Source organism: Venatoribacter cucullus (assembly GCF_016132445.1).
Lineage (GTDB): Bacteria > Pseudomonadota > Gammaproteobacteria > Pseudomonadales > Oceanobacteraceae > Venatoribacter > Venatoribacter cucullus.
Genome location: NZ_CP046056.1, coordinates 1,732,172 through 1,754,523, shown reverse-complemented (window position 1 = coordinate 1,754,523; position 22,352 = coordinate 1,732,172). Strand labels below are relative to the sequence as shown.

Sequence of the window (22,352 nt, the reverse complement as noted above, 5' to 3'; positions counted from 1 at the left end):
AACCCTGAACGCTTAACCCTCACCCCGTCAGCGTCTGGCATCGCCGCACACTTAAGGGCATAATGCGGCACCGAATTTTTTAGCCCACAGACTCTTTAACGGAAGGTGACCCCGTGAGCCAAGACATGCGCGAAGCCTGTTTGCAGGACTGGATGGACCGTGAAGCCATCGCAGAATCCATGATTCCTCTGATTGGTACCCTGTACCGCAAGAAAAACGTTGTTACTTCGGTGTATGGCCGTCCGGTGGTAAACCGTTCCGTCATCGATATTCTGAAGGCACACCGTTTTGTGCGTCATATGCAGAAGCAAGAGCTGTCTGTTCACGATACCTATCCGATCCTGACGGCGCTGAGCAATATGGAAGTCGGCCGTGCGCACATTGATCTGGGCAAGCTGGCGGTAAAATACCGCAACGAAGGCAATGGCCAGGATCTGGTGGCTTTCCTGCAGGCTGAACTGGCCGAAGTGGTTGGCAAAACCCAGGCCGACGGCGAAAACCGCGACGTGGTTCTGTACGGTTTTGGTCGTATCGGTCGTCTGCTGGCGCGTATCTTGATTGAAAAATCCGGCGGCGGTAAGGGCCTGCGTCTGCGTGCCATCGTGGTACGTCGTGGTAAAGGCGAAGATCTGGTGAAGCGCGCTTCCCTGTTGCGTCGTGATTCTGTTCACGGTCCGTTCCGCGGCACCCTGACCATCGATGCCGAAAACGAAGCACTGATCGCCAACGGCAACTACATCAAGATTATTTACGCCAACGATCCGTCGGAAATTGATTATACCCAGCACGGCATCAAAAACGCCCTGATCATCGACAATACCGGTGTATGGCGTGACGAAGCGGGCCTGTCCCAGCACCTTAACTGCAACGGCGCGGCGCGTGTGCTGCTGACCGCACCGGGCAAGGGCGATCTGAAAAACATCGTATACGGTATCAATAACGGTGATATCGATGCCTCTGACAAGATTCTGTCCGCCGCGTCCTGCACCACCAACGCCATTACCCCGATTCTGAAGGTGATGAACGATGCCTACGGCATTAACAGTGGCCACGTGGAAACCGTACACTCCTACACCAACGACCAGAACCTGATCGACAACTACCACAAAGGTGATCGTCGTGGCCGTTCCGCACCGCTGAACATGGTGATTACTGAGACCGGTGCTGCCAAGGCTGTGGCCAAAGCGCTGCCGGAACTGAAAGGTCTGCTGACCGGTAATGCCATCCGCGTTCCGACTCCGAACGTCTCCATGGCCATTCTGGCGCTGAACCTGAAGAAAGAAACCAGCGTGGAAGAAGTGAATAACTTCCTGCGTGAACAGTCGCTGCATTCTGCGCTGCAGAAGCAGATCGACTGGGTGAACTCTGCTGAAGTGGTATCTACCGATTTCGTCGGTAACAGCCACGCCGGTATTGTGGATGCCAAAGCGACCATCGTGAATGGCAACCAGGTTAACCTGTATGTGTGGTACGACAACGAGTACGGCTACAGCCGTCAGGTGGTGCGTATTGCCCAGCAGGTCTGCGGGGTTGAATACCCGACCCTGCCGAAGCAGGTTTAATACCCTGGCCGCTGCTTGTGCAGCGGCTTTTTTTTGCCCCGCCGCCGGCGTCTGAAGTGCGCCTTTGTCAGGTAGTGTCAGCGCTCTGGTTAAACGATGTGCAGTTTTTCCGTAATCGCACAGATACGCCTAAAGGGGGAGGGCAGAGGCCGGATCACCGGTGGATTATTCGCCGGCCGGTCATTATACTTAGCGCGATTTTTAACTTGGGAAATGAGTCCAACTGCTTGTTTTCAGTGTGAAAACGCTCGTGCGCACAGCAATCCGGAGAGAGGGGTGGTTGTGTGCGTTTTTGCATGGGAATCAGTCCGGACGGTAACGTGATTAGGCGAGGCGTATGATCAACATCAGAAAGGGTCTCGACTTACCAATCACCGGCAGCCCTGAACAAGTCATTTCTGCAGGTCGGCAGGTTACTCAGGTAGCTTTGCTGGGCGCAGATTATGTTGGCATGAAGCCAACGATGACGGTTCAGGAAGGTGATCGAGTCAAGAAAGGCCAGGTGATTTTCACCGATAAAAAAACAGAAGGCGTGCAATACACTGCTCCGGCCGCCGGTGTGGTAAAAGCCATTAACCGCGGTGAGCGCCGTGTATTCCTGTCACTGGTTATCGAAGTCGATGGCAGTGAGGAAGAAACCTTCCAGAGCTATGCTCCGGCACAGCTGGCATCGCTGTCAGCCGACGATATCCAGAACAATCTGATCGCTTCCGGTTTATGGACTGCCCTGCGCACCCGTCCGTACTCACGAGTTCCGGCACCGGGCAGCCGTCCGTCCGCCATTTTCGTTAATGCCATGGATACCAATCCGCTCGCTGCTGATCCGGCGCTGGTAATTAATGAACAGGCCGATGCCTTTAAACACGGCCTGACCGTGCTGAAGAACCTGACCGAAGGTAAGTTGTTCGTGTGTAAAGCTCCGGCTGCCAGCATTCCGGCCGCCGGTGTCGAAACCACCGAAGAATTTGCCGGTCCGCATCCGGCGGGTCTGAGCGGTACTCATATTCATTTCCTGCACGCTGTGGGCGCTAACCGCACTGTCTGGACGGTGGGTTACCAGGATGTGATCGCCATCGGTCATCTGTTTACCACCGGTAAACTGTATACCGACCGTGTAGTGGCTCTCGCCGGTCCGCAGGTGAATAAGCCACGTCTGGTACGCACCTGTGTCGGTGCCGATCTGACCCAGCTGACGGCTGGTGAATTAGCCGCTGGTGAAAACCGCATTATTTCCGGTTCTGTGTTTGGTGGCCGTACTGCGGCTGGCCATGAATTGTTCCTGGGCCGTTTCCATAATCAGGTATCGGTACTGCTGGAAGGTCGTGACCGTCCGTTCCTGCATTATCTGCGTGCCGGGGTAAACCGTTTCTCGGTGATGCCGGTTTACCTGTCCAAACTGCTGCCGAAATCCTTTGCCTTTACCACCAGCACCAACGGTTCCGAGCGGGCCATGGTACCGGTAGGCGCTTATGAAAAGATTATGCCGCTGGATATTCTGCCCACTCAGCTGCTGCGTGCACTGATTGTGGAAGATATGGACACCGCTATTAATCTGGGCGCTCTGGAACTGGATGAAGAAGACCTGGCCCTGTGCAGCTTTGTCTGCCCGGGCAAATACGAATACGGTCCGATTCTGCGTAAAAATCTCACCCGAATTCAGGCGGAGGGTTAATTATGGGCTTGCGTAGTATGCTCGACAGCCTGGCACCCAGTTTTGAAAAGGGTGGCAAGTTTGAAAAAATGTATCCGCTCTATGAAGCGGTGGATACCGGTCTTTATTCCCCGCCGAACGTGACCAATAACACGGCGCATGTGCGTGATGGTATCGACCTCAAGCGCATTATGATCACCGTATGGTTGTGTACTTTCCCGGCGATGTTTTTCGGTATGTACAACATCGGTCTGCAGGCCAACCTGGCCATCGACGCTGGCAACGGCGCGGTGCTGGAAGGCTGGCGTGAAGTGCTGATCGCCTTGCTGGGCGGTGGTGGTCACAGTGCCGCCAGCATCTGGGACAACATTGTCTTTGGTGCCGCTTACTTCCTGCCGGTGTACGCCGTGACCTTTATTGTGGGTGGTTTCTGGGAAGTGCTGTTTGCCACCATCCGTAAGCACGAAGTGAATGAAGGTTTCTTCGTGACTTCCGTACTCTTTGCCCTGATTCTGCCGGCTACCATTCCGCTGTGGCAGGTGGCTCTGGGTATCACCTTCGGTGTGGTGATCGGTAAGGAAATTTTCGGTGGTACCGGTAAAAACTTCCTCAACCCGGCCCTGACCGGTCGTGCGTTCCTGTTCTTCGCGTATCCGGCCAATATTTCCGGTGACGGCGTGTGGACGGCAGCCGACGGTTTCTCGGGTGCAACCGCGCTGAGCAAAGCCTACGAAGGCGGTGTTGAAAACGTGGTTGCCAGTGGTACCAGCTGGATGGATGCCTTTATCGGTACTATTCAGGGTTCCATGGGTGAAACCAGTACGCTGGCCATTCTGCTCGGCGGTGTGGTGCTGATGGTCATGGGTATTGCCTCCTGGCGTATTGTGGCCGGTGTGATGATCGGCATGGTGGCCACCTCATTGCTGTTCAACGGCATTGGTTCTGACACCAATCCGCTGTTTGCCATGCCCTGGTACTGGCATCTCGTTCTGGGTGGTTTTGCCTTCGGTATGATCTTTATGGCCACCGATCCGGTATCGGCGTCCATGACCAACAAAGGTAAGTGGTTCTTTGGTGCTCTGATCGGCTTTATGGTGGTGATGATCCGCGTTGTGAACCCGGCATTCCCGGAAGGCATGATGCTGGCGATTCTGTTCGCTAACCTGTTTGCGCCGCTGATCGACCACTTTGTAGTTCAGGCCAATATCAAGCGGAGGACTGCCCGTGTCAGCCAATAACGACAGCATTCAGAAAACGCTGCTGGTTGCCGTTCTGCTGTGTCTGGTGTGCGCCATTATCGTTGCCGGTGCAGCGGTAGGCTTGCGTGACAAGCAGAATGAAAACAAAGCCAACGACAAGCGTATTGCCGTTTTACAGGCCGCAGGCTTGTACGAACCGGGTAAAAGTGTGGCCGAGCAGTTTGCGGCCCGTATCACTACCCGTATCGTGAACCTGGACGAAGGCCGTTTTGCCACTGAAGCAGAACTGGCTGAAATCACTGCAGCCGGTCTGAACGTAGCCAACTTTGACCAGCGCAAATCCTCCAAGATGCCGGAGCTGTCTGAGCGCCTGAGCGGCAGCGAAGACATTGCCAGCATCAAGCGCCGGGAAAAATACGCGGCGGTGTATCTGGTGGAAAACAATGGTGCCATTGAAACCATCGTGCTGCCGGTGCATGGCTACGGCCTGTGGTCCACACTGTACGGCTTTATGGCGGTGCAGGGTGATATGAACACCATCGCCGGCCTGGGTTTCTACGCTCACGCGGAAACACCCGGTCTGGGCGGTGAAGTGGATAATCCGAAATGGAAAGGCCTGTGGATTGGCAAGAAACTGTTCAATGAGAACGGTGAATTGGCCATCGCGGTCATCAAAGGCAGCGCTGCCGAAGGCAGTGCGCACCAGGTGGATGGTTTGTCCGGTGCGACACTGACCAGCCGTGGTGTTGATAATCTGGTGAAATTCTGGATCGGCGAGCAGGGCTTCGGCAAGCTGCTGACCCAGCTGAAAGGACAGGGGGCTTAATATGTCTGAACTGAAAAATGTCCTGACAGAACCCTTATTCAGTAAGAACCCGATTGCGGTTCAGATTCTGGGTGTCTGTTCTGCGCTGGCGGTAACCACCAGTCTGCAGGTGACCTTGGTAATGTGTATCGCGCTGACCGCGGTAACCGCATTTTCCAACTTTGGTATTGCGCTGATCCGTAATCATATTCCCAATAACATCCGTATTATTGTGCAGATGATTATTATCGCCTCGCTGGTGATTGTGGTGGATCAGATCCTGAAGGCCTACGCCTACGACATCAGTAAACAGCTGTCGGTATTCGTGGGTCTGATCATTACCAACTGTATCGTAATGGGTCGCGCTGAAGCCTTTGCCATGAAAAATGGCCCGGTGCTGAGCTTCTTCGACGGTATCGGTAATGGCCTGGGTTATTCCGTGGTGCTGATCACTGTGGGTACCATCCGTGAACTGTTCGGTGCCGGCAAACTGCTGGGTTTCGAAGTTCTGCCGCTGGTTACCGATGGTGGCTGGTATGTTTCCAATGGCCTGCTGCTGTTGCCGCCGTCTGCGTTCTTCATTATCGGTCTGTTTATCTGGGTACTGCGTAGCTGGAAGAAAGATCAGGTGGAAAAGGCTGACTTTAAGATTCTGCCGAATACTGAGCATTCCGGAGGCCACTAATGGAACATTACATCAGTCTGTTCGTTAAGGCGGTATTTATCGAGAACATGGCGCTGGCCTTCTTCCTCGGTATGTGTACTTTCCTGGCGATCTCCAAAAAAATTCAGACCGCTATCGGTCTGGGCATTGCGGTGGTGGTGGTTCTGGCCATTACCGTACCGGTGAATAACCTGATCTATACCTACGTGCTGAAAGAAGGTGCCTGGGCCTGGATGGGTGAAGAATACGCCAGCGTGGATCTGAGCTTCCTGGGTCTGCTGACCTATATCGGCGTAATCGCGGCGATGGTGCAGATTCTGGAAATGGTACTGGATAAGTATGTACCGGCGCTGTACAACGCGCTGGGCGTGTTCCTGCCGCTGATCACCGTAAACTGCGCCATCATGGGTGCGGTACTGTTCATGGTAGAGCGTGACTACACCTTTGGTGAAAGCGCGGTCTACGGCGTCGGTGCCGGTGTCGGCTGGGCGCTGGCCATTACGGCCCTGGCCGGTATCCGCGAAAAACTGAAGTACAGTGATGTGCCTGCCGGCCTGCAAGGCCTGGGCATTACCTTCATGACCGTTGGTCTGATGTCACTGGGCTTTATGTCATTCTCTGGCGTGTCGCTGTAAGGAGTCGGTATTTTGAATATTGAAATTATCCTCGGCGTGGTGATGTTCACTGTGATTGTATTGTCACTGGTGTTTATCATTCTGGGCGCCCGTGCCAAGCTGGTCAGCTCCGGTAAGGTGAAAATCGTGATCAATCACGAAAAAACCATCGAAACCGAAGCCGGCGGCAAGCTGCTGCAAACCCTGGCAGCCAACAATATCTTCCTGTCCTCTGCCTGTGGTGGTGGCGGTACCTGTGCGCAGTGTAAGTGTCAGGTATTTGAAGGCGGTGGCTCGATGCTGCCGACCGAAGAATCTCACTTCACCAAAGGCGATGCCCGTGAAGGCTGGCGTCTGTCCTGTCAGGTGCCGGTGAAGCAGGACATGGTCATCGAAGTTCCGGAAGAGGTGTTCGGCGTTAAGAAGTGGGAAACCACGGTGGTGTCCAACCCGAACGTCGCTACTTTCATTAAAGAACTGACCCTGAAACTGCCGGAAGGCGAAAACGTTGACTTCCGTGCCGGTGGTTACGTACAGCTGGAATGCCCGCCGTACGAAATCAACTTCTCGGATTTCGATATTCAGCCGGAATACCGCGGTGACTGGGAACGTTTCGGCTTCTTCAACCTGAAAGCGGTTAACAAAGAAAACACCATCCGTGCGTATTCCATGGCGAACTACCCGGAAGAGCGCGGTCTGGTGAAGTTCAATATCCGTATCGCCACGCCGCCCCCGGGCAGCACCGGCATTAACCCGGGCATCATGTCGTCTTACGTCTTCAATCTGAAGCCGGGTGACAAGGTGACTGTATACGGTCCGTTCGGTGAATTCTTTGCCCGTGATACCGATGCCGAAATGGTATTTATCGGTGGTGGTGCAGGTATGGCGCCGATGCGTTCACACATCTTCGACCAGCTCAAGCGTCTGAAATCCAAGCGCAAGATCAGCTTTTGGTATGGTGCCCGTTCATTGCGTGAGCTGTTCTATCAGGAAGAATACGATCAGCTGGCAGCAGAGAATGAGAACTTCACCTGGCATGTGGCCATGTCGGATCCGCAGCCGGAAGATAACTGGAATGGCCTGACCGGCTTTATCCATAACGTATTGTATGAACAGTATCTGCGTGACCATCCGGCGCCGGAAGACTGTGAGTTCTATATGTGTGGCCCGCCGATCATGAACCAATCGGTTATCAACATGCTGCTGAATCTGGGTGTTGAACCGGAAAACATTATGCTGGATGACTTCGGCGGTTAATCGGCCGGGTTAAATAAGAACCGCGCTCCGGCGCGGTATTTTTATTCCGGCAGAGCCGTTCTGGCGGTGATGAAGGCGGTTGCCGGAGCGGTTACCAATTCTTGTGTCAGTACTTACTGACAAAAAAGTCATACTCAGCCCTGATCTGCGGCAAACTTCCACTGGCGGCTGCATGGGCGAAGCCTGGTTAATGCGCTATTATTCCGCACAGCCGTTAAGCAGAATAGCTGCCTGACGACCGGATTACTGCACAGAGAGCCTTATGAGCACCAGCACAATCAAAGAACATGCCCCCATTAACTGGGTACCTGCCATCCTGTTCAGCGTCACCGGACTGCTGGCGCTGACGGTCGTGCCCTGGTACGGCTTCAGTTATGGCTACACACTGGCCGCAGTGGTCGCCTATGTGGTCCTGACCTCGCTGACCGAACTGGCCATTACCGCCGGTTATCACCGTCTGTGGTCTCACAATGCCTATAACGCGCACTGGTCGCTGCGACTGGTGTTTGCACTCTTCGGGGCCATGGCGTTGCAGAACACCATTCTGCACTGGTGTTCTGGCCACCGTGTACATCACCGCCATGTTGATGATGTCGAACTGGACCCCTATTCAGCCAAGCGCGGTCTGTGGTTTTCCCACATGGGCTGGATGCTGCGTAATTACAAAAGTGGCGAAGTAAACTTCGACAATGTAAAAAACCTGATGAAAGACCCGATTGTGATGTGGCAGTACAAGTATTACCTGCCCATTGCCATTGGTATGAACTTCGCTGTGCCCATTGCTCTGGGCCTGTTGTTCAACGACCTGTGGGGCATGATTCTGCTGGCCGGTATTCTGCGTGTAGTGACCACGCACCATTTCACGTTCTTTATTAATTCCATTGCGCACAAGTGGGGCTCACAGCCTTACACCGATGACAATACCGCCCGTGATAATCACTTTTTCGCGTTCCTGACCTTTGGTGAGGGTTACCACAACTATCACCATATCTTTCAGAGTGATTACCGTAATGGCATCAAATGGTGGCAGTGGGACCCGACTAAGTGGCTGATTAAAAGCTGTGCCATGCTGGGTCTGGCCAATAACCTGAAAACCGTGCCGGATTTTAAAATCCAGCGCGCCCGGATTCAGATGCAGTTCAAGCGGGCACAGGAAAAACTGGCGTTGTCGGCGCAGAAAGACAAGTGGTCGCAGGTGCTGGAACACGAATATGAGCAGTTCCGTGACAACCTGGCTCAGTGGACGGAACTGCAGGCCGGTAAGTATCAGGAAGCGCGGCGCAATCTGCTGGAGAAATGGGAAAATGCGGCACTGCATACCCGTTACAAAGAGCTGGAATACTCGCTGAAGATGCAGCACAAGCGTCTGAAACTGCTGACCGCCCAGCTGGCCTCTGCCTGATACGGACGGTTACGGAAAGAACCCTGCTGCGGCAGGGTTTTTTATTCCTTCAGGGTGGTTTATATCGTTATCTTACAATCCCTCTGCAATTCCGCTGGAATATTGCGGCACGGCGGTGGCTTCAGGCGGTTCTGCGGTTAAGTTGTTAACCAAAACAGGGTAGTATGGCGGCCTTTGAAGCGCGGATACTGATTGTCCGTGCCTGCAGGAGAACAACATGGCGAATGTGCTGATAACCGGTGCCAACCGTGGCATTGGTCTGGAACTGGCAAAGCTGTATGCCGCCCGTGGTGATGCCGTTACCGGCGTGTGCCGGGAAACCAGTGACGAGCTGGAAGATATTGCCGATCAGGTGATCAGCGGTATCGATCTGACCGAGCCGGGTGCCATGGACGCTGTGGTAACCATTACTGAACAGCTGCTGGAAGGGCCGCTGGATATCCTGATCAATAACGCCGGGGTCTTCACCAATGAAACCCTCGACGCTATGGATTTTGACCGTATCCGTACTCAGCTGGAAATTAACGCACTGGTGCCGCTGGAATTAACCGTCGCGCTGTTACCGCTGATGGCTGAGGGCAGCAAAATTGCCAATATCACCAGCCGCATGGGGTCCATTGCTGACAATGGCTCGGGTGCCTACTATGGCTACCGTGCTTCCAAGGCGGCCCTCAATGCATTGGGTAAATCGCTGGCACTGGATCTGAAACCGCGCGGTATTGCCGTGGCGCAATTGCATCCGGGCTTTGTGCAGACCCGTATGGTGGGTTTTAACGGCGATATTACGCCGGCTCAGGCGGCTGCCGGACTGGCTGCCCGTATCGATGAACTGAATCTGGATAATACCGGTGGTTTCTGGCACTCCAATGGCCAGCCTTTACCCTGGTAACTTTTTTTATTAATGGCAGCTTATTGCCGACAGGAACTGAAACATGTCAAACGCCCGTATTGTTAAAAAACTGCACAGCCGTTACCTGGCCGATTTCTTTATTGAATGCAGCCAGGACCCGGAATGGGAAAAGAAACTGCGCGAACTGAAAATTGAAGACAAACTGAACACCGCCGAAGCCGGTTTCCCGGAAGACTTCCAGGCATTTTTCCCCGAAACCAATGGAATGGACCTGGAATACAGTGTTGAGCGTGTGACCCTGGCCGATGTCCCGCGGGCGGCTTCCTGCTGGTGGCCGGTGGAAGAGAATACCCATTACTACATGGCGTATCCGACCCAGTTCCCGCAAACATCTATTTACATGGCCATTGATTTTACCGACGGCCATGAGCATTGCTGCTGAGCCTTCAGGCTTTACAGTGAGACCCGTCAATAGGCCACCTTCGGGTGGTCTTTTTGGTGGTGGTAACAATAAAGTACAGTCCGCCGTTTTTTTGCTGCTATGTTAAATCATTAGTGTACGGGCTTAAAACTCACAGGGACGCGGAACAGCATGATCAACCTCGAGCAGATGGCTTTAATTCTTAAGGCGTTGCCGGATCCGGCATTTATTCTGTCCCGCAGTGGCAAGTATCTGGCCCTGTTCGGTGGGCGTGATGCCCGTTATTACCATGATGGCAGCGGCTTGGTCGGTTGTTACATTGCCGACCTGATCAAACCCGATAAAGCCCGTTGGTTTCTGGACCAGATTGCGTTGGCACTGGATTCCGGCCAATTGCTGATCGCAGAATACGAACTGAGCAACCGGGACGTAAAAGATCTGCCCGATGATGGGCCGCAACAACCGATCTGGTTTGAAGGCCGGGTACAGGCACTGGATTTTCAGGTTAGTGGCGAAGATGTGGTGCTGTGGGTGGCCAGTAATATTTCCGCCCGTCATGAGCTGGAATTGCAGCTGAAAGCGCTGAGTGACACCGACCAGCTGACCGGGCTGTTTAACCGCCGCAAGCTGGAGTATGAACTGGCCAGCCATTATGAATTATCAGCCCGTTACGCGGTGCTGAATTCCATTCTGATGTTTGATCTGGATAACCTGAAAATTATTAACGATAACCTGGGCCATCAGGTTGGCGATGAGCTGATTCAGGTGGTTGCGGCTGTGTGTCGTTCAGAGTTGCGGCAAAACGATATTGCCTGCCGCTTTGGCGGCGATGAGTTTGTCATTGTGCTGCCAAATACCGGCCCGGAGCAGGCTTTGCAGTTTGCTTGCCGTCTGCATCAGCTGTTACAGACGGCGTTAAGCCGGTTTGTTGCTGCCGGTTCGGTTGCCTCGGTCAGTATCGGGGTAGCCAGCATGGTGCCGGAAGACGGTTCTTTCTCCGGCACATTGCAACGCGCTGACCGGGCTTTGTATCAGGCGAAAAAGCTGGGCAAAAATCAGGTTATCGAAGCCTTAACCGGCGGTCGATAATATGGCCCGGTTATTCCGTACCATGGCAAACCAGCCAACCCATTAATCAGCCAATAAACTGAACGGCATCCGTCAGTTCCGCCCGCTCAGTTCGGCACTGATTGGCGGCAGCGGCTTCGTCGGCATAACCGAATGACATACCAAATAACACCCCGCGGCCTTCCGGCAGGCCCAGAAATTCGCGCACGGGTTGCGGGAATTGCCCCAGCGCACCCTGCATGCAGCTGTCGATGCCGCGCTCTTTCAGCAGCATCGTGAGCGTTTGCGCATAAATGCCGACATCCACCGCACCCATAATGTCCAGGTAAGTATCCATGGTGAAAAAGGCGACATGGGGCGCATCAAAAAAAGCCCAGTTGCGCAGCATCGCCATATTGCGTTGCATTTTGTCTTCGCGGGCAATACCCATGGCGCTGTACAACGCATTGGCAGAACCGAACTGACGCTCGCGGTGTACGCCTTCGTACGCTACTTTCCAGTTAAAATCAGGCTGTGGAGTCTGCTGCTTCATCACTGTGCCGACAAGGATTTTTTTTAGCTCGTCCTTTTTGGCACCCGATACTACACAGGTTTGCCAGGGCTGCACATTGCAGTTGGATGGTGCGCGCTGGGCCAGTTGAAAGACTTCTTTCAGGGTTGCTTCGGGCACCGGATCGGGTTTGAAAGCACGGACAGAATAACGGTTGTGCAGGATATCGGTCAGGGTCATGGATTGTTCTCGTTATAAACCATTGGTAACACTATGACCCGATGGTAACAGCACTACCCCTTAAGGGGCAGGCTGTTTGTGCCAGAAATGCTGTAGGCAAACGGCATTACTTGGCCAGCAGATAATTCACCAGCAGCGGTACCGGACGGCCGGTGGCGCCTTTGGTTTTACCACCGCTGTTCCAGGCGGTGCCGGCAATATCCAGGTGCGCCCAGGGGGTGCCTTCGGTAAAGCGCGACAGGAAACAGGCGGCCGTGGTGGCACCGGCCAGCGGGCCGCCGATGTTGGCGATGTCGGCAAAGTTGGAATCCAGCAATTCCTGATAATCGTCTTCCAGGGGCAGACGCCAGACTTTGTCGCCGCTGTACGATGCTGCTTGCTGCAGTTCGCCGGCCAGGGTTTCATCGGTGGTGAACAGACCGGAATTGACGCGACCCAGAGCGGCCATACAGGCGCCGGTGAGGGTGGCGATATCGACCAGACTGGCTGGGTTGAAGGTATTGATGCCGTAGGTCATGGCGTCACACAGCACCAGACGGCCTTCGGCGTCGGTGTTAAGAATTTCCACGGTTTTGCCCGACAGGGTGGTGACCACATCGCCCGGTTTGCTGGCGTGGCCGGCTGGCATATTTTCGGCGCTGGTAATCATGCCGATCACGTTAATGGCCGGTTTTAATGCGAGCAGGGCTTTCATGGTGCCCAGTACGGAAGCGGCGCCGCACATGTCGTATTTCATTTCGTCCATGTTCAGACCCGGTTTCAGGCTGATACCGCCGGTATCGAAGGTAATACCTTTGCCCAGAATCATGTGTGCAGCGGTGTTGTTATCAGCAGCACCGTTGTATTTCATCACAATCATTTTGCCCGGCTGAGACGAGCCTTTGGCAACGGAAACAAAGGCACCGGCGCCCATTTTTTCCAGTTCTTCTTCATCCAGAATGGTTACGTCCAGCGCACCGTTGGCGGCCAGCTTCTGGGCTTCACTGGCCAGATATGAGGGGGTGCAGATATTCGGTGGCAGATTACCCAGGTGTTTGGCGTAGCTGACGCCCTGGGCAATGACTTCACCTTTGGCCAGCGCCGCAGACTGATCGCTGCCCAGCCAGATCAGGCTGTCGGGCTGAGCGGGTTCGCCGTTGTCGTCTTGTTTACTTTTGGTGGCGGTGTAACGGTACAGTGCATTGCCGAAGGCCAGTGCGGTTTGTTCGGCCCACCAGGCGCCGGGCAGGGCGTTGGAACTCAGCGTTTCCAGTGCCAGGGCGATGCTGCCTTTGATGCCGGCGGTGGCTGTGGCGATGGCGTTGAGAATTTTTACGGCGGCCGTGGCGGTCAGGGTTTCTTTACCGGTGCCAACCAGCAACACGCGCCCGGCTTTAATACCGGCGACGGCAGGTAACAGCAGGGTCTGAGCCGTTTTGCCCTGAATATCGCCGGCGGCAAAACGGGCCTGCAGGTAACCCTGACTGGCGCTGTCGATGGCCGCAGCACTGTCAGACAGCTTGCCTGACTGGTCGATAGTGACCACAATACAGCTCGCCTGAACTTCGGCAGCAGAATCGGTCGAAATCTGGTAATTCATGATGACTCCTGGCGGGTAACAACGGGCGGATAAACACCGGTCGCCATAACCGTACGACCTGTGCTGAACAGTACGCAGTGTACGAAAATCGCCGGCAGAACACAGCCGTTTGTGGGTATTAAGGTTGGTATTTTGATTATTCTTCGTTATCTGGTCCGGGAACTGAGCGGTACCTTCTTTGCGGTAACGACTGTGCTGCTGATGATTATTCTCAGCGGCCGGTTGATTAAAACCATGGCCGCTGCCGCTGCCGGTGAGGTGTCGGTTGAATTTATTCTGCTGGCCTTGTTGTACCGGTTACCCTATTTCCTCGACATTATTATTCCGCTGGCTTTGTATATGTCGATCCTTATCGGCTATGGCCGGTTGTATGCCGAAAGTGAAATGACGGTGCTGACCGCCACCGGTTTTTCTGACCGTAAACTGCTGGCTTACAGCATGATCCCGGCATTGTTTATGATGCTGATGGTGGCGTTGTCCAGCATGTATCTCAGCCCGCTGGGGGCACAGAAAACCGAAGATCTGTACGTGGAAGAAGCCAAACGCACCGAGTTTGAATTATTAGCGCCAGGGCGTTTCCAGTCTGCGCTTAAGGGCAGCCGCGTTACCTATACCGAATCGCTCAGCAGTGATAAGCAACAGATGAATCATGTGTTTATCGCCGATGGCGATTCTCTGATTGTGGCTGAACGCGGCACTCAGTACGTCAGCCCGGAAACCGGTTCCCGCTTTCTCGAACTGCACGAAGGGCGCCGTTACGATCTGACGCCGGGCAGCGCCGAATTACAGGTGCTGGATTTTGAACGTTATGGCGTGCGTATGTCTCAGGAGCAGGCCGAGCGGCGTCAGTTACGCAAAGAAGCACTGGCGACCCTTGATCTTATCGGTTCCGATAACCCGCTTTATGTGGCGCAGCTGCACTGGCGTATCTCGCTGATTTTATTGGTGCCGATCGGCACCCTGATGGCCTTTCCGTTATCCCGGGTAAATCCACGGCAAGGCCGTTTTGCCCGTATGTTCCCGGCCCTGATGCTGTTTATGGTGTATGTCTCGATGCTGGCAGGTTTGGTTGGTCTGGTCGAAAAAGGCCGCGTCAGCCCGTACCTGTCGTTGTGGTTGGTGCATCTGTTATTTCTGCTGATCGCGCTGACGATTTTCCTGTGGCCATCTTATAAACGCTGGCGCTATGTGCGGAGAATTTCGGCATGAGACTTTTAGATGCCTATATTGCCCGCAATGTGGTGTTGGCGACCCTGGCGGTGGTGATGGTGATTGTCGGGCTGGATGCCATTTTCGCGCTGGTGGATGAAATGGATGAACTGCGCGGTGGCTACCAGTTTCCGCAAGCCTTGCAATACATGCTGATGCGGTTGCCCCGCCGGGCGTATGAATATATGCAGATGGCCTGCCTGATCGGCTGTCTGGCCGGCCTGGGTAGTATGGCGGCCAGTAATGAACTGACGGTTATGCGGGCGGCGGGTGTTTCGGTGTGGCGCATTATGCTGGCCGTATTCAAGCCCACCGCGCTGTTAATGGCGCTGAGCATGCTGAATGCGGAATACGCCGTGCCTTATCTGGAACGCAGTGCTGAATCCATGAAGCTGATTGCTCAGGGTCGCAGCGAGGTTGATTACAACCGTGGCAAGGGTTACTGGCACCGGGAAGGGCAGCAGTTTGCCCGCTTTGGCGCCGTGGACCCCAACGGTGTGCTGTTTAATGTCAGTCTCTATAACTTTGGCGCTGAACGTGAGTTGCGTTCGGTGCAATATGCGGCCAAAGCTCAGTATATTGATGGTGCCTGGCAATTACAGAATGTGCGGGAACTGCAGATCACCCCCGAACAAACGCTGACCAGCAGCTATAAAACCCAGGCGTGGCCAACCTCATTAACGCCGCGCAGCCTGAATATGGTGGTTTATGAACCGCGGGATATGTCCATTTCAGATCTGTACAGCTATTCCGCCTACCTGAAAAATGAAGGGCTGAATGCTGACCGTTATCTGGCTTCATTCTGGGCCAAGGTGAATCAGCCGCTGGGTACCTTTGCCCTGGTATTGCTGGGTATTTCGTTTATTTTCGGACCGCTGCGCGCGGTAACGCCGGGGTTCCGGATTTTCTCCGGCATTATGGTGGGCCTGGTTTATAAATACGCGGAAGAGCTGTTGGCCCCCATCAGTATTCTGCTGGGGTTTGCCCCGTTAATGGCAACACTTGTGCCGATGTTTGTCTGCGCCGTGATTGGCGGTTTGTTGTTGCGTCGCGCCGGCTGAACCGGCGCAGCAGGTTTATTGCATGTCTTTCGGGACGTACACCACTTTGGTCAGCGAAGCCATATCGTGCCAGCTGCGCTGCTGTTTATCGAACAGCGCCCACCAGAATCCTAAGCCGCCGATAACCAGCGAAAAAAAACCGGTCCCCACCCGCAGCATGCTGTGGCTTAACCGCAGCGGCTGGCCATCGGCACTGACCAGACGGATACGCCAGGCTTTCATGCCAATGGTCTGGCCGCCACGGCGCCAGGAATGGTTGTAATACAAAAAACAAAAACTGAATAGCAACGTCATGGCCATAGCCGGGCTCAGGCGTACCAGCTGCTCGCTGCCCTGCAGTTCGGAAATAGCGGTTACCAGTAAGCCGCCGAGCAAAATATACAGCGCCAGAATCACCAGTCCATCGTACAGCAAAGCAGCCAGTCGGCGGGTCAGGGAGGCGGTGGGTAAGTTCTGATACTTCATGGTCAGACCGTCGTGAATAAAAGTGCCGGCATCATAACAAAAGCCCGCCAGCCATGCCCAACCGCGCAGCAGATCAAGACAGTACCTGACACATCCGCCATAATGCGCTCTGTATTTTCTTACCCGATCAGGAGCTGCACATGATTGATCTCGGCGCGATCCGCAAACAATACACTCAGGGCCGGCTGGATGAGCATACGGCGGCTTCCGACCCGATGACGCAGTTCCACGCCTGGTTTGAACAATACCGCAGCACCAGCCCGCTGGAGCCCACCATTATGACGCTGGCCAGCGTGGATGAATCCGGTCAGCCCTGGCAGCGGGTGGTGTTACTGAAAGCCTATGATGGCGAAGGCTTTATTTTTTACACCAACTATGAAAGCCACAAAGGCTATCAGCTGGCCGCTAATCCGCATGCCAGCCTGCATTTTTTCTGGATCAATCTGGAACGTCAGGTGCAGGTACAGGGTGTGGTTGAAAAGCTCAGCCGTGCGGAAGCCGAAGCCTATTTTCATTCCCGCCCACGGGAAAGTCAGCTGGGTGCCTGGGCTTCAGCCCAAAGCCGGCCGCTGGCTGACCGTGCTGAACTGGAGGCTCGTTTTGCTGAAGTCAGTGCGCGTTATGACGGACAGGATGTGCCGTTGCCGGAATACTGGGGTGGTTACCGCCTGCGGCCGGCGCGTATGGAATTCTGGCAGGGGGGCGAGCACCGCCTGCACGACCGGCTGGAATACCGGCGGCAAGGACAGGGCGAGTGGCTGAAGCAGCGTCTGAATCCTTAAGGAGCCTCTGCATAGCTCAGTGCCCGCTCTGGATTGCAGGAAAGTTCTGAATCACGAAGCCGGGTTGCAGGCATAGCGGGTTCTGTCAAAACCCGGCGACACCGAGTCAGGGCTTTCCTGCCATCCCCGCAGGGCGCGGCTTTCCGGGCCGTATAGCGGCGTTGGCGAACTTGAAAAGGGCTCGCCATTCTCTGCGTTCGTCGCCTTGCTCTACAGCCCGGAAAGACTCGCGCAGAGCTGTGCAGAGTTATTCAGAGGCTCCTTAACGGATCAATCGTGCATCTGTGCCAGTAAGTGCTCGGCCTGCAGCAGGAAGCTGCCGCCAAACTGGCCGGCGTGGTTTAACAGATGGTACAGCTGATACAGCGGCCGGCGTTGCTCATAACCGGGACGCAGGGCTGCCACGCTGTGGTAACCCTCATAGAAGCGCTGCGGGAAACGGCCGAACAATTCGGTCATCGCCATATCGGCCTCGGCATCGCCGTAATAGCTGGCGGGATCAAATAATACCGGGTACGACAGCTGCCGGTCCGGATTGAAGCCGATGTTGCCTGACCACAGATCACCATGCAGCAGGGATGCCGGTGGCTGGTGGTCTTCCAGTAAGCGGCGGGCGTAGTCCAGCGCCGGTGTCTGATGGGGCAGATCAATCCCCTGTTGCTGTAAGCTCTGCAGCATCGGCAGCAGCCGCTGCTGTACAAAAAAATCTCCCCAATGCTGGTTCCAGCGGTTGTCCTGAGCGTGTTCGCCACACCAGGTGGTGCGTCCGAAACCATACCCCTGCGTGCTGTGGTGGCTGTGCATCTGTGCCAGTTGCTGACCGGCACTGAACCAGTCGCCGTGCACCGCCAGCGGAATATGCTGCAGAATCAGATAAGCCATGGCCGGTTCCTGCGCCCGTTGCAGCGTGCCCGCGGTCAGTGGCGCTGCAACGGCAATGGTCTGGCTGGCCAGAATACTCAGCAGGCTTTCCTGTTCGGCGGCAAAGCGTGGCAGGGCATGCAATTCATGAATCTTGATAAAAAATGCACCGCCCTGGGTTTGTACGGTGAATTGCTGCTGGGTTTTATGCTGGTGATGGCTGTAACCACGTACCACCGCCGCCGGTGGAAACAGCTGCCGGCGATCCACGGCATCGGTAAGAATATCCTGAATCAGTTGTTCGGTTTGTTGTTGTTCGCTGGCCGGCCGCTGTGGCCGTAAGCTTGCTGAGTTCATGGTTGGAACCTGCTGGTTAACATGAGCGTATTCTGAAACAGAGGGGCAGGGCCGTGCTGCCAATCAGTTAACACTTCATCAGCGTTGACCGGTTCGGTCGTATACAGGTTACAAACAGGTGACAAAAACAGTGCGGAATGCAGCATCAGCGGAGCTGAATGGCAACAAAAAAGCCAGCAGGCGCTAACCTGCTGGCTTTCGGAATTCGTGGTAGCTATGGACGGACTTGAACCATCGACCCCAGCATTATGAATGCTGTGCTCTAACCAACTGAGCTACATAGCCACATATTACTCAGCTTACGCTTGGATGCGCTGCTTAAGTGGCGCGTATTATGCCAGCATCCTTGTGCCTGTCAAATATTTTTTTATGATGATTTTCAAAGGCTTAGTTCTGCCGGCTGGGCGCTCCGGCAGGTTGGTGCAGAGATAAAAAAACCCTGCCACAGGTGACAGGGTTTTTCTCTGACCGGAGCAACCCCGTCAGATGATGCCGGCTTCCTGCAGGTCGGCGATCAGGCTGTCGAGGCTTTCCTGGTCGGCGGCAAGGCTGATATCAGCGCCATCGGCACCACCGGCCACCAGTACCACCAGGCCGGCGTCTTTCAGCACCGGCGCGTGTTCATTACTGGCCACTGCAGCAACGCGGCCCATTTCAAACAGACGGCGGTCAAGGCCCTGAACCACTTCGTCGGCATTCACTGCATTAACAGCAATAATGGCCGGCTTCTGGTTGAAACGACGGGCTTTTTCCTCGGCGGTAACCGGGCGGTTATCGAACGAATCATTGGCGGCGCCAACGATCATACCGGCACCCAGCGTCGCGTTGGTGAGGCGATCAATAATAATAAAAGCCCCGGTGCCCGGAATGCGGCTGTAGGTATCAAACGGAATGGCTTTATCCAGTGATACTTCCACCAGGGCGATTTCGTTCAGTTTCACCTGATCGGCATGGCTCTGTTCCAGCGTGTTCACATCCACCAGATGATGAATGTTACTGATGGTGCCGGAGGTGGAGCTGGAGGCAAATTTCAGGTTATAGGGTTTACCCGGAATCATGGCCGCTTCGTTCATCCAGACAATGTCGGCATTCAGTTTTTTACCGATAATGGGCTGATCACCAACTTTGACGATCACGTCGCCGCGGCTGATATCAATTTCGTCTTCCAGGGTCAGGGTGATGGCCTGGCCGGCGAAGGCTTCCGGCAGATCACCATCCCAGGTAACCAGACGTTCTACCTTGCTGGTTTTCTGCGACGGCAGCGCCATGATGGTGTCACCGGGTTGAATAGTGCCGGCTGCAATGGTGCCGCAGAAACCACGGAAATCCAGATTCGGACGGTTGACGTACTGAACCGGCAGGCGGAAATTTTCCAGGTTTTTATCTTTGGCAATTTCCACCGATTCCAGAATTTCCATCAGCGTTTTGCCCTTGTACCAGGGGGCGCGCGGCGAGCGTTCCACCACGTTGTCGCCATCCAGGGCAGACATCGGCACAAAACGGACATCGGTCAGGTTCAGCTTTTTGGCAAAGGACAGGTAGTCGGCTTCAATTTCGTTGAAGCGCTCTTCGCTGAAATCCAGCAGGTCCATTTTGTTCACCGCCACCACAATGTGCTTAATGCCCAGTAACGAGGCAATAAAGCTGTGACGACGGGTCTGGGTCTGCACGCCGTAACGGGCGTCAATCAGAATAATGGCCAGATCACAGGTGGACGCACCGGTCGCCATGTTGCGGGTGTACTGCTCGTGGCCCGGGGTGTCGGCAATAATAAATTTGCGCTTGGCGGTGCTGAAATAGCGGTACGCCACGTCAATGGTAATGCCTTGTTCACGTTCCGCCTGCAGGCCGTCAACCAGCAGCGCCAGGTCGGGGCGGTCACCGGTGGTGCCCACTTTGGTGCTGTCTTTGGTAACGGCGGCCAGCTGATCTTCATAGATCATTTTTGAATCGTACAGCAGGCGGCCGATCAGGGTTGATTTGCCATCATCCACGTTGCCGCAGGTGAGGAAGCGCAGCAGTTCCTTGTTTTCGTGCTGTTTCAGATACTCAAGAATATCCTGAGAAATCAGTTCGGATTGGTGTGACATATCAGAAGTAACCCTCTTGCTTCTTCTTCTCCATCGAACCGGAAGAATCGTGGTCGATGGCGCGGCCCTGACGTTCCGAGGTGGTCGTCAGCAGCATTTCCTGAATAATTTCCGGCAGTGTGGCGGCGGCCGATTCCACGGCACCGGTCAGCGGGTAACAACCCAGGGTGCGGAAACGTACCGATTTCATTTGCGGCTCTTCACCATCGTTTAACGGCATGCGGTCGTCATCGACCATAATCAGCATGCCATCACGCTCAACCACCGGGCGCGGGGCGGCATAGTAGAGCGGTACAATCGGGATACTTTCCAGATAGATGTATTGCCAGATATCCAGCTCGGTCCAGTTGGACAGCGGGAATACGCGGATACTTTCGCCTTTATTGACCTTGCCGTTGTAGATATTCCACAGTTCCGGCCGCTGGTTTTTCGGGTCCCAGCGGTGCTTGCTGTCGCGGAAGGAATACACGCGCTCTTTAGCCCGGGATTTTTCTTCATCGCGGCGGGCGCCACCAAAGGCCGCATCAAAACCGTACTTGTCCAACGCCTGCTTCAGGGCGGCGGTTTTCATAATATCGGTATGCTTGGATGAACCGTGGGTGAAGGGGCCGATGCCCTGATCCACACCTTCCTGATTGATATGTACAATCAGATCCATACCGACTTCTTTGGCCATTTGGTCACGGAAGGCGATCATTTCCCGGAATTTCCAGGTAGTGTCCACGTGCAGCAGCGGGAAGGGTGGCTTGCCCGGGTAAAACGCTTTACGGGCCAGATGCAGCATGACTGCCGAATCTTTACCAATGGAATACAGCATTACCGGATTGTCGAATTCAGCAGCGACTTCACGGATGATATGAATACTCTCCGCTTCCAGCTGTTTTAAGTGAGTCAGGTTGTAGTCTGTCATGTCGCTCGGATGGCTCCCAAAGAGAGGTGGGGGGCAAGATAGATGGCGCGAAATATACCAAGATGCCTGATATATAAGAAGGTGTATTCGATAACATTTAGTTATATGAATATAGAGAAGCAAACATCGGTTAAACAGGAAAAAATCAGCCCTCATGGCACAAGAACAGAATCTGCTGATTAACGGCCCGGCCGGTCAGCTGGAAGCCCGCTGGCAAGCGGCTAATCAAACCCGGCTGGGGGTGCTGATGTGTCACCCACACCCGTTGTTTCACGGCACCATGGACAACAAAGTGGTGACCACCGTTACCCGCACGCTGGCTGGCCGCGGGCTACCGACCTTACGCTTTAATTTCCGTGGCGTCGGCACCAGTGAGGGCGTACACGATCATGGCCGGGGCGAGCAGGATGACGTACTGGCCGTACTCAATTACGCCCGCACCGAACTGGGCTGGGAGCGGATTATTCTGGCGGGTTTTTCTTTCGGCGCCGGCATGGCCTGTTTAAGTGCCTGCCGGGCGCCAGAACATCTGGCGGCACTGGTGCTGTTGGCACCGGCGGTGCATCACTTTGATGCACCCAACCAATTGCCCTATGAGTTCGAGACCTTCGTCTATATGGGGGATGCCGATGAGGTGGTGCCCTTTGAGGAAGTACAGGATTGGGCCGGGCGGGTCGTGCCAACCCCTCATTTCAGTGTTTTCCGTACCGGCAGCCATTTTTTTCATGGTCGTCTGACCGATCTGAAAGCCAGCTTACTGGACGATCTGGCGCCGTTGCTGAATCCGCTGCAGCCCTGATAAAGACTGCCTATTT

Annotated in this window: 21 protein-coding genes and 1 tRNA gene; 15 read left to right on the top strand and 7 right to left on the bottom strand. The window is 54.7% G+C overall.

Annotated elements, in window-relative coordinates; translation table 11 throughout:
• Window positions 1-113: 113 nt before the first annotated feature.
• The 11 genes from GJQ55_RS08360 to GJQ55_RS08310 all read left to right on the top strand — a co-directional run bounded on the left by GJQ55_RS08360 (window position 114) and on the right by GJQ55_RS08310 (window position 11,514).
• A complete protein-coding gene (locus GJQ55_RS08360) occupies window positions 114-1,562 on the top strand; it encodes a glyceraldehyde-3-phosphate dehydrogenase (RefSeq protein WP_228344522.1) in 1,449 nt (482 codons plus the stop codon).
• A gap of 337 nt (window positions 1,563-1,899) precedes the next feature.
• A complete protein-coding gene (locus GJQ55_RS08355; RefSeq protein WP_228344521.1) occupies window positions 1,900-3,234 on the top strand; it encodes a Na(+)-translocating NADH-quinone reductase subunit A in 1,335 nt (444 codons plus the stop codon).
• 2 nt (window positions 3,235-3,236) lie between these two features.
• Entirely contained in the window at window positions 3,237-4,451 is a 1,215-nt protein-coding gene (locus GJQ55_RS08350) for an NADH:ubiquinone reductase (Na(+)-transporting) subunit B (protein ID WP_228344520.1), read from the top strand.
• The gene (locus GJQ55_RS08345; RefSeq protein ID WP_228344518.1) at window positions 4,438-5,238 is read left to right on the top strand and encodes a Na(+)-translocating NADH-quinone reductase subunit C; all 801 of its coding nucleotides are present in this window, start codon (window positions 4,438-4,440) and stop codon (window positions 5,236-5,238) included. The genes GJQ55_RS08350 and GJQ55_RS08345 overlap by 14 nt, the downstream gene beginning before the upstream one ends.
• A gap of 1 nt (window position 5,239) precedes the next feature.
• Window positions 5,240-5,902: an NADH:ubiquinone reductase (Na(+)-transporting) subunit D gene (locus tag GJQ55_RS08340; RefSeq protein ID WP_228344517.1), complete on the top strand. Its 663-nt coding sequence runs from the start codon at window positions 5,240-5,242 to the stop codon at window positions 5,900-5,902.
• Window positions 5,902-6,516, top strand: coding sequence for an NADH:ubiquinone reductase (Na(+)-transporting) subunit E (gene nqrE, locus GJQ55_RS08335; RefSeq protein WP_228344516.1), 615 nt, complete (start codon window positions 5,902-5,904; stop codon window positions 6,514-6,516). Before GJQ55_RS08340 ends, nqrE begins: the two co-directional genes overlap by 1 nt.
• Before the next feature lie 12 nt (window positions 6,517-6,528).
• Complete coding sequence (gene nqrF, locus GJQ55_RS08330) at window positions 6,529-7,752, top strand: NADH:ubiquinone reductase (Na(+)-transporting) subunit F (RefSeq protein ID WP_228344515.1); 1,224 nt, start codon at window positions 6,529-6,531, stop codon at window positions 7,750-7,752.
• A gap of 262 nt (window positions 7,753-8,014) precedes the next feature.
• Window positions 8,015-9,154 carry an acyl-CoA desaturase gene (locus GJQ55_RS08325; RefSeq protein ID WP_228344514.1) on the top strand — a complete coding sequence of 380 codons (1,140 nt, stop codon included), beginning with the start codon at window positions 8,015-8,017 and terminating at the stop codon, window positions 9,152-9,154.
• 217 nt (window positions 9,155-9,371) lie between these two features.
• The gene (locus GJQ55_RS08320) at window positions 9,372-10,043 is read left to right on the top strand and encodes an SDR family oxidoreductase (RefSeq protein ID WP_228344513.1); all 672 of its coding nucleotides are present in this window, start codon (window positions 9,372-9,374) and stop codon (window positions 10,041-10,043) included.
• A 43-nt stretch (window positions 10,044-10,086) separates the two neighbouring features.
• Entirely contained in the window at window positions 10,087-10,446 is a 360-nt protein-coding gene (locus tag GJQ55_RS08315; RefSeq protein ID WP_228344512.1) for a hypothetical protein, read from the top strand.
• Window positions 10,447-10,596: 150 nt separating this feature from the next.
• The gene (locus GJQ55_RS08310) at window positions 10,597-11,514 is read left to right on the top strand and encodes a GGDEF domain-containing protein (RefSeq protein WP_228344511.1); all 918 of its coding nucleotides are present in this window, start codon (window positions 10,597-10,599) and stop codon (window positions 11,512-11,514) included.
• A 46-nt stretch (window positions 11,515-11,560) separates the two neighbouring features.
• Here the strand turns inward: GJQ55_RS08310 and GJQ55_RS08305 are convergent, their stop codons facing one another.
• Complete coding sequence (locus GJQ55_RS08305; protein ID WP_228344510.1) at window positions 11,561-12,223, bottom strand: nitroreductase; 663 nt, start codon at window positions 12,221-12,223, stop codon at window positions 11,561-11,563.
• Between the two features lie 106 nt (window positions 12,224-12,329).
• On the bottom strand, window positions 12,330-13,802 hold the full coding sequence (locus GJQ55_RS08300; RefSeq protein WP_228344509.1) for a leucyl aminopeptidase: 1,473 nt from the start codon (window positions 13,800-13,802) through the stop codon (window positions 12,330-12,332).
• Between the two features lie 132 nt (window positions 13,803-13,934).
• Between GJQ55_RS08300 and lptF the strand changes: the two genes are divergently transcribed.
• Window positions 13,935-15,011, top strand: a complete 1,077-nt coding sequence (gene lptF, locus GJQ55_RS08295; protein ID WP_228344508.1) for an LPS export ABC transporter permease LptF — start codon at window positions 13,935-13,937, stop codon at window positions 15,009-15,011.
• Window positions 15,008-16,072 (top strand): LPS export ABC transporter permease LptG, encoded by a 1,065-nt coding sequence (lptG, locus tag GJQ55_RS08290; protein WP_228344507.1) that lies wholly within the window; start codon window positions 15,008-15,010, stop codon window positions 16,070-16,072. The genes lptF and lptG overlap by 4 nt, the downstream gene beginning before the upstream one ends.
• A 15-nt stretch (window positions 16,073-16,087) precedes the next feature.
• On the opposite strand, the gene GJQ55_RS08285 is transcribed toward lptG, so the two are convergent.
• Entirely contained in the window at window positions 16,088-16,537 is a 450-nt protein-coding gene (locus GJQ55_RS08285; RefSeq protein WP_228344506.1) for an RDD family protein, read from the bottom strand.
• 140 nt (window positions 16,538-16,677) lie between these two features.
• Between GJQ55_RS08285 and pdxH the strand changes: the two genes are divergently transcribed.
• Window positions 16,678-17,319: a pyridoxamine 5'-phosphate oxidase gene (gene pdxH / locus GJQ55_RS08280; protein WP_228344505.1), complete on the top strand. Its 642-nt coding sequence runs from the start codon at window positions 16,678-16,680 to the stop codon at window positions 17,317-17,319.
• Between the two features lie 270 nt (window positions 17,320-17,589).
• On the opposite strand, the gene GJQ55_RS08275 is transcribed toward pdxH, so the two are convergent.
• The 4 genes from GJQ55_RS08275 to cysD all read right to left on the bottom strand — a co-directional run bounded on the left by GJQ55_RS08275 (window position 17,590) and on the right by cysD (window position 21,537).
• A complete protein-coding gene (locus GJQ55_RS08275) occupies window positions 17,590-18,537 on the bottom strand; it encodes a fructosamine kinase family protein (RefSeq protein ID WP_228344504.1) in 948 nt (315 codons plus the stop codon).
• Window positions 18,538-18,745: 208 nt separating this feature from the next.
• Window positions 18,746-18,822 (bottom strand) — tRNA-Met (locus GJQ55_RS08270).
• Window positions 18,823-19,019: 197 nt separating this feature from the next.
• The gene (gene cysN, locus GJQ55_RS08265; RefSeq protein ID WP_228344503.1) at window positions 19,020-20,627 is read right to left on the bottom strand and encodes a sulfate adenylyltransferase subunit CysN; all 1,608 of its coding nucleotides are present in this window, start codon (window positions 20,625-20,627) and stop codon (window positions 19,020-19,022) included.
• A 1-nt stretch (window position 20,628) separates the two neighbouring features.
• The gene (gene cysD, locus GJQ55_RS08260) at window positions 20,629-21,537 is read right to left on the bottom strand and encodes a sulfate adenylyltransferase subunit CysD (RefSeq protein WP_228344502.1); all 909 of its coding nucleotides are present in this window, start codon (window positions 21,535-21,537) and stop codon (window positions 20,629-20,631) included.
• 154 nt (window positions 21,538-21,691) lie between these two features.
• On the opposite strand from cysD, the gene GJQ55_RS08255 reads away from it, so the two are divergent.
• The gene (locus tag GJQ55_RS08255) at window positions 21,692-22,336 is read left to right on the top strand and encodes an alpha/beta hydrolase (protein ID WP_228344501.1); all 645 of its coding nucleotides are present in this window, start codon (window positions 21,692-21,694) and stop codon (window positions 22,334-22,336) included.
• Window positions 22,337-22,352 lie beyond the last annotated feature (16 nt).

Bases quoted from the DNA above. Each gene is read 5' to 3' on its own strand.
- GJQ55_RS08355 (WP_228344521.1), top strand. From the start codon at position 1,900: ATGATCAACATCAGAAAGGGTCTCGACTTACCAATCACCGGCAGCCCT.
- GJQ55_RS08350 (WP_228344520.1), top strand. From the start codon at position 3,237: ATGGGCTTGCGTAGTATGCTCGACAGCCTGGCACCCAGTTTTGAAAAG.
- GJQ55_RS08340 (WP_228344517.1), top strand. From the start codon at position 5,240: ATGTCTGAACTGAAAAATGTCCTGACAGAACCCTTATTCAGTAAGAAC.
- nqrE (WP_228344516.1), top strand. From the start codon at position 5,902: ATGGAACATTACATCAGTCTGTTCGTTAAGGCGGTATTTATCGAGAAC.
- GJQ55_RS08325 (WP_228344514.1), top strand. From the start codon at position 8,015: ATGAGCACCAGCACAATCAAAGAACATGCCCCCATTAACTGGGTACCT.
- GJQ55_RS08320 (WP_228344513.1), top strand. From the start codon at position 9,372: ATGGCGAATGTGCTGATAACCGGTGCCAACCGTGGCATTGGTCTGGAA.
- GJQ55_RS08315 (WP_228344512.1), top strand. From the start codon at position 10,087: ATGTCAAACGCCCGTATTGTTAAAAAACTGCACAGCCGTTACCTGGCC.
- GJQ55_RS08310 (WP_228344511.1), top strand. From the start codon at position 10,597: ATGATCAACCTCGAGCAGATGGCTTTAATTCTTAAGGCGTTGCCGGAT.
- GJQ55_RS08305 (WP_228344510.1), bottom strand. From the start codon at position 12,223: ATGACCCTGACCGATATCCTGCACAACCGTTATTCTGTCCGTGCTTTC.
- GJQ55_RS08300 (WP_228344509.1), bottom strand. From the start codon at position 13,802: ATGAATTACCAGATTTCGACCGATTCTGCTGCCGAAGTTCAGGCGAGC.
- lptG (WP_228344507.1), top strand. From the start codon at position 15,008: ATGAGACTTTTAGATGCCTATATTGCCCGCAATGTGGTGTTGGCGACC.
- GJQ55_RS08285 (WP_228344506.1), bottom strand. From the start codon at position 16,537: ATGAAGTATCAGAACTTACCCACCGCCTCCCTGACCCGCCGACTGGCT.
- pdxH (WP_228344505.1), top strand. From the start codon at position 16,678: ATGATTGATCTCGGCGCGATCCGCAAACAATACACTCAGGGCCGGCTG.
- GJQ55_RS08275 (WP_228344504.1), bottom strand. From the start codon at position 18,537: ATGAACTCAGCAAGCTTACGGCCACAGCGGCCGGCCAGCGAACAACAA.
- cysN (WP_228344503.1), bottom strand. From the start codon at position 20,627: ATGTCACACCAATCCGAACTGATTTCTCAGGATATTCTTGAGTATCTG.
- cysD (WP_228344502.1), bottom strand. From the start codon at position 21,537: ATGACAGACTACAACCTGACTCACTTAAAACAGCTGGAAGCGGAGAGT.
- GJQ55_RS08255 (WP_228344501.1), top strand. From the start codon at position 21,692: ATGGCACAAGAACAGAATCTGCTGATTAACGGCCCGGCCGGTCAGCTG.